We start from the raw sequence: 10,807 nt of genomic DNA, 5'->3' as shown, positions 1-10,807 counted from the left end.
GCCATGCGCCAGTAACCCCGGGGTCGCCCGCCATGATCCGGACGGGATCACCCCGTGAGCCGCCCGGGAGCCGGGTTCCTCAGCCGACAGGCGCCTCCCAGGCCAGCCGCCAGGTGACCGGCCCCACGATCCCGTCGTCGGCCACGCCCTGCTCCTGCTGGAACCGTACGCACACGTCGCGCGACCCGGGCCCGTACGCCCCGTCCACGGCCAGCTCGAAGCCGCGCTCGCGCATCCGCTCCTGCCACGTGCGCACGTCCTGCCCCCGCATGACCGGCGGGTAGGTCAGCAGCCGCCCGGGGAACGGCGGCGCGCTCGGCTCCGGGGCGCCGTTGCCACCGCCGGGACGGGGCGCCCCGCGCCTGACCCAGGCGTAGAGGGGGTCGCCGGGGCAGTCGGTGGCGTAGCCGTCACGGTGTCCCTTGATCTCCTTGCCGGCGCGGCCGTGGTCCCGTGCGTACTGGACGGCGTCGAGGATGCCGTGCAGGATCAGGTCGGGCGGCTGGACGAGACCCGAGTTGCCGACCAGCCCGAGCACGGCGTAGTGCCCCGCGTTGAGCCCGGGCCCGTTGGCGGCGGGCAGGTGGTACAGCCCGCGCCCCTCGAACACCTTCCGGTGGGGGCAGCACACGAACGAGTAGCCGATGTCGACCCAGCCGTTGCCGTCCATGTGGTAGCCCTGGATCGACCGCACCAGGGCAACGCACCGGCTGTGGTCGGAGACGATCGCCGGATCGACCCTGCCGCCCGTGTAGTGGACTTTCACTCCCTTGGTGGAGTCGAGCTGTGTGTAGTCGCCGCGCGGCGCACGCGCGTTCCAGTCACGCCGTAACACCAGGTCGATGGCCACAGTGATCTCCGAGTGTCGCTGCCGGGACCACCGAGCGTAACGCGGGGGACGCGGACCGGTCATGGAGATCCGGGATTTCGCTACGGTCTGATGACCCGCTGCTCCGTCACGATCGCGCTGATCAGATCGTGCGGGGTCACGTCGAACGCCGGGTTCGCCGCCGGCGTGCCCTCCGGGGCGACGCGCACCCCTCTGAAGGTGACGATCTCGCCGGCGCCGCGGTCCTCGATCTCGATGTGCTCGCCCGACGGGGTGCCCTGGTCGATGGTGGACTCGGGCGCGACGACCACGAACGGCACCCCGGCCCGCTCCGCCCCGAGCGCGAGCGCGTACGAGCCGATCTTGTTGGCGGTGTCGCCGTTGGCGGCGATGCGGTCGGCCCCGATGAGCACCGCGTCCACCCCGCCCTTGGCCAGCAGGTACGGCCCGGCGGAGTCGGCGATGAGCCGGTGCGGCGCGCCCATCCTGGCCAGCTCCCACGTCGTGAGCCTGGCGCCCTGGAGCAGCGGCCGGGTCTCCAGGACGAGCACCTCGGCCAGGCGCCCGCGCTCGTGCAGGGTCTGGATGACGCCGAGGGCGGTGCCGCGTTCGACGGCGGCCAGGCTGCCGGTGTTGCACACGGTCATGATCCGCAGGCGGTCGCCTTCGAGCAGGTCCGCGCCGCGTTCGCCCATCGCCAGGCAGGCGGCGATGTCGTCGTCGCGCACCTTCAGCGCCGCCGCCAGCACCGCCTCGCGGCCCTTGCCGAGGTGGGCGGCGGCCCGGTCGACGCCCCACGCGAGGTTGACGGCCGTGGGGCGGGCGGCGCGCAGCGCGGCGATCCGCTCGGCGTCGCCGTCGGCCAGCACGACGCCGAGCGCCCCCGCCACGCCGAGCGCGGGCGCGCCGCGCACGGCCAGCCGCTGGATGGCGTCGATGAGCTCGCCGACGGTGTGGATGCGCAGCATCACGAGCTTGTCGGGGAGCAGGGTCTGGTCCACGAGCTCGACGGCGCCGTCGACCCAGTCGATGGTCCTCACGGGCAAACGCTAACCCACCTCAGCGTTCGGCGAGGACGATGACCGAGTCCCGCCCGCCCAGCACGATGGGCTCGGACTTGTCGGGGTTCAGCACGATGCCGTAGTGGGGCGGGTCGTTGCGGGCCGTGGCGTTGCGGTAGCCGATCGCGGTCTCGCCCCTGCGCCGCGCCGACTCCACGACGGTGGCGAACGACACCCGCGTGCCGGTCTTGACGTAGTCGCCGGCGGGCCGGGGGTAGATCTCCGAGCCCTGCGAGTCGAAGAGGTAGGCGAACACGTCCGCGAGGTGGCGGTTCTCGGCGAGCTGGGCCAGGAGCAGGCCGATGACGGTGTCGCTGATCACGATGTCGTCGGCCTCGGTGACCTCGGCCAGGGCGCGGTTGTTCTCGTCGTGCATCTCGCTGACGATCGAGTAGTGCTCGCCGAGCGTGCTCTGCATGTCGCGCAGCTGCAGCAGCGTCATGAGGGTGCGCGTGTCGGCGTGGTGCGGGTCGAAGCGGTCGTCGGAGAGCACGATGACGTGCTGGAAGAGGCCGACGCCGAGCGACTCCAGGGCGAACCTGTCGGTGGTGTCGCAGTCCTTGACGTTCACGGTGAGGTTGCGCAGGCCCGCGAGGTTCGTGCCGGCCTTGGGGTGGTCGGCGGCGACCTCCAGGACGGAGCCGGGGGCCACGTAGCCGTCGAGGTAGCGGATGATCTGCTCGGCGCGGCCGTTCCAGTTGAGCAGGAGCGTGCGCTCGGGCTCGGTGAGCGCCTTGCCGGTGGTGACGATGGCGGCCTCGTCGATGGCCGGCTTGCCGGCGGCCAGGCGGACGTGGGAGTCGTCGTGGGCGATGACGACGATCTCGTCGTCGGCGTTGATGACGGTGTCGGCGGGCGGGTTCAGCACGACGCCGGACGGCCGGCGCAGGCCGATGGCGGAGGCGGTCTGGTAGGCGTGCAGCGCCTCCCCGTAGGTGACGCCGACGAGCTTCTTCGGGGTGCGCAGGTAGATCTCGCCGCCGTCGAAGTTCAGCAGGTCCATGCAGACGACGGACATGCCGGACTGGCGGGAGGACTGCACGATGAGCCGGGAGGCGGTGTCGTCGGAGTCGACCAGGTGCACGTCGGGGCCGCCGGCCAGGCGGGCGGCGGCGGCGTTGCGGCTGGAGGTGAGGCCGGCCACCACCGGCGGGTGGGCGCCGCGGCGCTTGGCCAGGGCGAGGAGGATCTTGATGACGTGGGCGTCGGGGTCGTCGCCCTCGGGCGAGAGCACGACGACGGAGCGGGCCGTCGCCAGGTTCATCAGCGCGAGGTCGCGCGGCTCGGTGGGGCGGCCGGTGCGGCAGACGACGCGGGTCCTGCCGAGGTCGCCGACGTGCTCGCGGATGGCCTCCTCCATCTCGAGCTTGTCACGTTCCGCGAGCACGGCGATCACGGACTTCTTCTGGCTGGCGTGCGCCTTGACCAGCTCGGCCACGATCGTGAACACCTGGTCCGACCAGCCGAGGATCACGGTGTGCCCGGACTCCGCGATCCGCGAGCGTCCCCTGCGCAGCCGGTCCACCTTCTGCTTGAGGCCGTTGGAGAGCAGGCCGACGAGCATGCTGACGATGAACAGGCCGCCGAGCGAGCAGACGAACATCACGGTCATGTACGCCAGCGAGCCCTTGTCGCTGGCCACCTTGCCGGGGGTCAGGGCGTGCATGAGAGCGATCCAGAGCACCTCGCCCGCGTGCCCCACGCCCTCGGGCTCGCCGGGCGCCAGCCACATCGTCAGCGCCGCGACGACCACGATCAGCCCGACCGACACCACAGCCAGCCAGCCGATCAGCGACGCCGTGCCCCTGGACATGGTGTTGTCGAACCAGTACCGCGCCCGCTCGCGGAACGTGATCTTCGACACTTCCCCGATACCTCCGAGTAAGGAGTGATTTGGCCCGAGGACACGGTACCGGGCGATCTTGGGTTCCGCATGGCGACGGGCGACCTCCCCCGCCGCCGCGAAGCACGGCACTCCCCGATAAACCCGGAACATACCGACCCGCTCCGGCCTGGAGCGTACATGCGCGGGGCCCGGGCGACGCGCTCCCCCAGCCGGTACGCTGAGGACGAAACTCAGCGGATCCCCAGCCAAAACCCTTCGACATCCGGCCCAGAGACGGAGATCATAAACGGTATGTCTGTGATCAGGGAGGTGCCGTTCCCCAGCCCCGAGTCCTCTGAGCTCCCGATGAACATCTGGATCGACGACGCCGACTCGGCCATCGACGTCATCGACGCGCTGGCGCTGTCGCCGTTCGCGACGGGCGCGCAGCCGTGGTCGCGCCTGGCCAACCTGGAGCGCGTGCGCCCCGAGGCCACGCTCGCCCCCGCCGGCGGGCGCGTGCTGCGCACCGCGCGGGTCGAGGACGGCTCGGAGTCGCGGCTGATCAGCGGCGACGGCTGGACCCTGCGGAGCGTGCGCCACCGCAACCGCACCGCGACGGTCAGCGTGACGGCGGTCAACGAGGACCTGGCCAAGACCGTGCTGGCCGAGAGCATCGAGGGCGCCGAGGAGCCCGTGCCCGACGTCGACCACGTCGAGATGGGGTTCTGGTGGCGGGGCATGCACGGCGGCACCCGCTCGGAGAAGCCGATCACGGCGCAGCCCTGGGCCGAGATCAGCGCCAACTACTCGGCCAAGGTCCGCCCGGCGCTCGACCGGCTCATGTCGGTCACCCCGGCCGACGTCAACGGCCGCCTCATCCTCCTGCACGGGCAGCCGGGCACCGGCAAGACCACGCTGCTGCGGTCGCTGGCCAAGCAGTGGCACGAGTGGTGCCAGGTCGACTGCGTGCTCGACCCCGAGCGGCTGTTCAACGAGCCGGGCTACCTGATGGAGGTGGCGGTCGGCTACGACACCGACGACGAGGCGCAGCGCTGGCGCCTGCTGGTGCTGGAGGACTGCGACGAGCTGATCAGCTCGGGCGCCAAGGCGCAGGCGGGGCAGGGGCTGTCGCGCCTGCTCAACCTGACCGACGGGCTGCTCGGGCAGGGCCGCGACGTCCTGGTGGCGATCACCACCAACGAGGACCTGGCCCGCCTCCACCCCGCCGTCGTCCGCCCCGGCCGCTGCCTGGCGCAGGTCGAGGTGGGGCCGCTGAGCAAGGAGGAGGCGACCGCCTGGCTGGGGTCCGCGGAGGGGGTCGGGCCCTCGGGGGCGACGCTGGCGCAGCTGTACGCGCTGCGCTCCGGCCGCGAGATCACCCCCGTGCTGGGCGACGAGTCCACGGGCCTGTACCTCTGACCCTCGTCCCCACCCGCGCGTTCGAGGAGTGGGGACGAGCACGTCAGCGGCCCCTTCAGGCCGTCACGTCAGGTACGTGTGCAGCCTGCGGGCCTCCCGGACGAAGTTGTTCGAGGCGCGGCGTTGCGCGATCTCGGCGACGCAGGCCACCGCCCCTCGCGCCGCCGCCCACCGCGCGGCACGCAGGGCGAACGTGAGCCCCTGCGCGTGCCGGGTGTGCGGCCGCTCCCCCGGCCCCGGCAGGAACACGGCCAGGAACCCCGTCATGATCCGCCACACCTCCCGGTGAGCGCCGAGCGCCGCCGCGCTCTCCAGCGTCTCGAACACCGGGCCCGGCTTGAGATCCGTCCGGCGGACCAGCAGCGCGAGCTGCCGTCCCACCTCCTCGGCGGCGAGCTCGCCCCGGGCGGCCAGCTGCACGAGGGGCCTGGCCCGCTCCTCGGGGTCGGCGCACCAGGCCCGGTCGGCCACGAAGTACGCCTGCACGAGCGCGCCCGCCTCGCCCATCGGCCCGTCCGCCCGCGCGAGCGCCCACGCCTGGGCCGGTTCGGCGCGGGCCCGCAGCCAACGCTCGGTCAGGTGCGGCACGAGGTGCGCCGCGACGGCCTCCCGGTCGGACGGCATCAGGTACGGCCACCAGCGCAGGTACCCGTCGTGCTCCTTCAACCGATGCTCCACGGCCCCGCCCAGCAGCCGGTCACCGGTGGGCCCGTCGCCCGGCGGCGGTGTCAGGTGGAGGTGCGCCGTCAGCTCGTAGAGCACCGCTCCCGTCCCGGCCGGCTCGCGGTCCTCGCGGTAGACCCGTCTGTCGCCGCACCCGGGCGTGCCCGCGGGCGGGTAGTACCACCAGCCGATCTCCGCGACGGGCTCGGGCCGCTCGCCGCTCATCCAGCGTGCCACCGCCCGGCCCGCCGCCGAGGTGAGCCGCCCGGCCCGCGCCACCACCTCGGGCGCGGTCGCGCGCGGCAGCCGCAGCAGCGCCTGGCCCAGATCTGCGGGCAGCGCCTCGACGCCCGCGCGCTCGTATCCCGCCAGCCGCTCCACCAGCACCGCGCCGTCCAGATGGCCCGTCGTCGAGGTGGGCTCGGCCAGCAGGTACGGCGGCAGCGTCCCCGCCTCGATCGCCTCGCACACCTCGGCCCAGCGCCGCAGCAGGAACAGGTGCGGCCCCGGCACGTCACCGGCTTCGGGCAGCCGCGACACCCCCGCCGCGAGCACCGAGCCGCCGGAGCCCTCGGCTGCCGCCGTCACCAGCCGCGCGATCTCCCACGCCCAGTGCCAGACCGCCTGCCACCGCCCCGCCGGCGGCGCCACGCCCGGCATCAGCCCGGCCAGCCGGGCGGCCAGCCCGTCGCGATCGCTCCCGTACAGCCGCACGACCCCGGCCAGCCACAGCTCGGCGGCCTCCCACCGGCCCCCGTCCGGCAGCGCCTCCAGGTCCCCCGCCACCACCACGGGCCCGGGGAACGGGGCGGCGGACACCGCAGGCGGCAGCGGCACCGGCACGAACCCGCCGGACTCGCGCGGGTCCTCGGCGGCCTCCCCGCCGAACACCGAGGCCAGCGTCTCCCCCAGCTCCTGCGGCAGCACGGTGGCCGCCTCCCGGACGGCCCGCGCCCCGGCCTCGCCGAACCGCTTGGCGTGCTTGACCGCCAGCCGCACCGCCCGCCCCTGCACGTCGGCGGACTCGCAGGCGAACGCGTACCCCAGGGCGGGCGCGAGCGATTCCAGCTCGGCCGCCGGATCGCGGGCGACCTCGTCGAGCCAGGTGAGCCCGGCCGTCAGCAGCTTGCGCTCGCCGCGCGACAGCAGCGCCCGCACCGCCTCGGTCACCTCGCCCGGGTCGAGGTCCTCCAGCCGCCGCAGGTGCCTGAGCATCGGCTCGGCCACGGCGCCGGGCGCGACGGGCAGCAGCCGCAGGTAGTCGTGACGCCGCTTGCTCACCTCGTCGTACGTGGGATCGAGCAGCTCGTGCAGCCGCACGAAGAAGCGCAGGTCGGCGGCCTGCCCGCCGCGCAGGAAGCGCCGCAGGCACCCGTCGAGCAGCACGTCTCGCCCGATCCGTCCCTCGCGCTGCAGCGTCCCGAGCGCGGCCAGCCAGCTTCTGGGGGCGGGCGGGTCGGCGCGCTCGTCGCGCAGCAGCCCGCCGACGCCCTCCGCCTCGAACAGCCGGGGCAGGAGATGGTCGAGCAGCGGGTCCTCGCGCAGCTCGGCCGCGATGGGGATGCCGGTCGCCCAGGCCACCACGAGCGGGTCGTGCCGGGGCGGGGTGGATCCGCTGCGCCGCAGCATGGCCAGCACGAGCCCGGCCATGGGGTCCCGGGCGGCGCGCCGGCGCGGGGTGTCGCGGAGCCTGAGCGTGGCGCGGGCGGCGAAGTCGGCCTGCCAGGCGGCGGGGCGGGCCGAGAGCACGCGTTCGAGGACGGTGGCGGTGTGGCGGTCCCAGGACCAGCGGTCCTGGAGGTCGCGGCGGTTGAGCCAGGCGACGACGGCGGCGGCCCCGCCGATGGCCGCCGCACCCGCCACCCGCAGCGGAGCCGCCCAGCTCTCGCCGGAGCCGTGCGTCCGGGACCGGAACCACTGGGCGTCCCAGCGCCAGCGCTCGTCCTCGGCCACGGTGCGGCCCTCGCGTTCGGCGGCGCGCACGTACGCGCGCCAGGCGGCCTCGCCCTCCCGCGCGCGCGTGGCCTCGCGCTCGCGCCACCTGGCCGTGGCGCGCTCCTCCGCCACGGGGATGTGCGCGGGCAGGGCGGCGGCCACCTCACGGCGGGCATGCTCGTCGAGCGCCAGTACGCGGTCGGCCACCAGGTCGAGGTCCCCGGTGTCCAGCGCGGCCACCACCGACTCCCACACCGATTCCCACACCGATTCCCGCGCTGACTCCCACGCCGGCTCCCCCACCGGCGCGCCCTCCGCCATCACCCCGCCCGCCGCCGCACCGACCAGCGCCGCACCGCCCGCCGTCGCACCGACCGCCGTCATGCCGGGCACCGTCGCACCGGCCGCCGTCATACCGGGCACCGCCGCACCGGCCGCCGTCATACCGGCCACCTCTGCACCGGCTGACGTCACGCCGGGCACCGCCGCACCAGCCGGCGTCATACCGGCCACCGTGACGTCGCCCCCGCCGGCGGGTCTGTCCGCCGTCACGGGGTGGCCTCCACCGCCAGCCGGGCGGCGATCCTGGCCGAGAGCACGTGCTTGCACGGCCCGCGCGACCCCCGGTGGTCGAACCACCACGGGCACGTGCACGTCCCGTCGCCGACGTCCACCCGGCGCACGCCGCCGTCGGTGGTCACCTCGGCCCGGCCGTCGGGCAGCAGGCGGACGGCGCCGGCGTCGACGAGCTTCCTGGCCGAGGTCAGGCGCGGGTTGAGCGCGGCCACCTGGTCCTTGTCGTAGGGCAGCTCGCGGTGGAAGTGGGCGGCCTCGTGCAGGTCGTAGCCGACCCGGCCGGAGGTGCCGAGCTGGGTGAGCGCCGCGCGTACCCGCTCGACGGGCAGGCCGGAGCGGTCGGAGAGCAGCCCGAGCTCGACGGTGGGCTCGAAGTTGAGCAGCATCCCGACGACGTCGGCGTCGGCCCCGGCCTCGTCGGTGGCCAGGTCGTCGAGGACCTGACCCTCGCCGGAGAAGCCGCGCGCCGGCTGGGGCGAGACGGCCAGCGTGTACCGCATGCCGGGCAGCTCCAGCTCCCACGCGCTCGCGGTGGACGAGCCGTCCGCCGGGCCGTAGACCCGCAGCGCCTTGGCGAACCTGAGCAGCGGCATCAGCGTCGCCACCCGCCCGGTGCCCGACAGGCACACGCCGCCGCGCGCCGCGGCCGAGGACAGCCGCAGGTCACGACCGGCGGGCACGGCCCAGACGGTGGAGCGGGCCCCCTTGGGCAGGGAGCGCAGGAACCGTACGGCCTGCGGCCCCGCCAGCTCGGCCCGCAGGTCCCACCCGGCGGCCATCACCTGCACCTCGGCGAACCCGCGCAGCCACCGCGACGGCAGCGGCACCTTCTTCTCCACCACCGCCCCGCCGAGCGTGGTGACGGTCAGCTCGTCGGCGCCGACGCCCACGTGCAGCGGGTCCTTGCCGCCGACCCTCGCCAGCGCCTCGCGCAGCGGCCCGTTGACGTCGACGTTGGTGGTGCCCCGGTCGAGCACGTCGCCGTCGAGGGCGAGCACGTCGAGCCGGGCGTAGACGCCGCCGCAGGCGGAGAACGACTCGAACCTGAGCCGCTCGCCGTCGCACGTCACGACCGGGTCGCGGGTCCATCCGGGCCGGGGCTGGTGGTAGCGGGTGAGCGCCACGTCGGCCACGGCCAGCAGCCCGGCGGCGGCCGGGGCGGCGTGGGTGAGCAGCCCGCTGAAGAACCTGGGGTGGGCCTGCGGGCCGGATAACGCCGTGCCACCGGAGGTCGAAAGAGCGAGCCTTCCGTCAGCCAGCACGGAGGGCCCGGTGTAGGTGTATGCCTGTACCGCTGAAGTCATGCCCCGAACCATAGAGATGATCACCGACACAATTCGGGGCCGGTACGTAAACCTTCCGATGTGCGACATGGAGTGCGAAACCACAATGTGCCTGGTGCTCACCGTCGATCTGGCCCATGTCGCCTTCACCCGCTTCACGGTGCCCGCAGACGAAGGGCTCTCGGACGAAGGGCCCCCAGGCGAAGGACCCCCAGGCGAAGGGCGCGCCGGCAGGTGGCTCAGCGAGGAGCGGCCGATCGGCTTCCCCGCGACCCAGATCGTCCCGTCGTGGACCGCGCGCACCCCGCCGGGCACGTGGATCGAGATCGCGCTGCGGGCCAGGACCGCCTCCGGCGACCTCACCAAGTGGTACGTCATGGGCCGCTGGTCCGAGCGGGGCGGCCCGCGCACCTCGGTGCCGGGCCAGGGCGACGAGCACGGGGACGTGGCGGTGGACACGTTCGTGGCCAGGCGGCCGGTGACGGCCTACCAGGTGCGGGTGACCCGGCACGGCGGCGGCGCCCGGGTGACCGGGCTGGGCGTGATGGCCTCGGCGCTGCCGCGGCTGCCGCCCGCGCCGAGCGCGCCGGGCCCCGGCGGCGCCGTCGAGCTGGCGGTGCCGCGGCGTTCGCAGCACGCGCACACCGGGCACCACGTGCGCTACGACGGCGGGGGCGTCAACTGGTGCAGCCCCGCCTCGGTCGCCATGGTGCTGGCCTACTGGGGCCGCGGGCCCGCGCCCGGCGAGCTGGCCTGGGTGGGGGACGGCGATCCGGCCCCCGCCGTGGACCACGCGGCGGCGGGCACGTACGACGAGAGCTACCAGGGCACCGGCAACTGGCCGTTCAACGTCGCGTACGCGGGGCGGTTCGGGCTGGCCGGGTTCGTGACGCGGCTGCGGTCGGCGGCGGAGCTGGAGCAGTTCGTCCGGGCCGGGATCCCGGTGATCACGTCGCAGTCGTTCAAGGTGCACGAGCTGCCCGGATCCTGCTACTCCACCAGCGGCCACATCCTGGTCGTCACCGGTTTCACCGCCGGGGGCGACATCGTGGTGAACGACCCGGCCGCGCCCCGCGACGCCGAGGTCCGGCGGGTCTACCCGCGGGCGGCGTTCGAGCACGTGTGGCTCAGGAGCTCGGGCAGCGGCGGCATCGCGTACGTGCTGCATCCCCCCGACGTTCCTCTTCCTCCTTGTACCAACGGCAATTGGTGA

General features: G+C 74.2%; 7 protein-coding genes. 2 read left to right on the top strand and 5 right to left on the bottom strand.

The window, feature by feature from the left end; genetic code table 11:
- Positions 1-79 precede the first annotated feature (79 nt).
- From AB0I79_RS03660 to AB0I79_RS03650, 3 genes are all read right to left on the bottom strand, one after another.
- Complete coding sequence (locus tag AB0I79_RS03660) at positions 80-850, bottom strand: peptidoglycan-binding protein (protein WP_357866384.1); 771 nt, start codon at positions 848-850, stop codon at positions 80-82.
- 80 nt (positions 851-930) lie between these two features.
- On the bottom strand, positions 931-1,869 hold the full coding sequence (mtnA, locus tag AB0I79_RS03655) for an S-methyl-5-thioribose-1-phosphate isomerase (RefSeq protein WP_357866383.1): 939 nt from the start codon (positions 1,867-1,869) through the stop codon (positions 931-933).
- 19 nt (positions 1,870-1,888) lie between these two features.
- Positions 1,889-3,754: a potassium transporter TrkA gene (locus AB0I79_RS03650; RefSeq protein ID WP_357866382.1), complete on the bottom strand. Its 1,866-nt coding sequence runs from the start codon at positions 3,752-3,754 to the stop codon at positions 1,889-1,891.
- 273 nt (positions 3,755-4,027) lie between these two features.
- On the opposite strand from AB0I79_RS03650, the gene AB0I79_RS03645 reads away from it, so the two are divergent.
- Positions 4,028-5,137 (top strand): DUF5925 domain-containing protein, encoded by a 1,110-nt coding sequence (locus tag AB0I79_RS03645; RefSeq protein WP_357866380.1) that lies wholly within the window; start codon positions 4,028-4,030, stop codon positions 5,135-5,137.
- 63 nt (positions 5,138-5,200) lie between these two features.
- On the opposite strand, the gene AB0I79_RS03640 is transcribed toward AB0I79_RS03645, so the two are convergent.
- Together AB0I79_RS03640 and AB0I79_RS03635 are read right to left on the bottom strand one after the other, a co-directional pair.
- Entirely contained in the window at positions 5,201-8,287 is a 3,087-nt protein-coding gene (locus AB0I79_RS03640) for a DUF6493 family protein (protein ID WP_357866379.1), read from the bottom strand.
- Positions 8,284-9,615 (bottom strand): SWIM zinc finger family protein, encoded by a 1,332-nt coding sequence (locus tag AB0I79_RS03635; protein ID WP_357866377.1) that lies wholly within the window; start codon positions 9,613-9,615, stop codon positions 8,284-8,286. Before AB0I79_RS03635 ends, AB0I79_RS03640 begins: the two co-directional genes overlap by 4 nt.
- A gap of 85 nt (positions 9,616-9,700) precedes the next feature.
- Between AB0I79_RS03635 and AB0I79_RS03630 the strand changes: the two genes are divergently transcribed.
- Entirely contained in the window at positions 9,701-10,807 is a 1,107-nt protein-coding gene (locus AB0I79_RS03630; protein ID WP_357867069.1) for a C39 family peptidase, read from the top strand.

The organism is Nonomuraea sp. NPDC050202 (genome assembly GCF_040656115.1).
In the GTDB taxonomy this organism is placed as follows: Bacteria; Actinomycetota; Actinomycetes; order Streptosporangiales; family Streptosporangiaceae; genus Nonomuraea.
The sequence above is the reverse complement of the archived record's forward strand: the minus strand, read 5'-3'. Positions and strand labels throughout refer to the sequence as shown.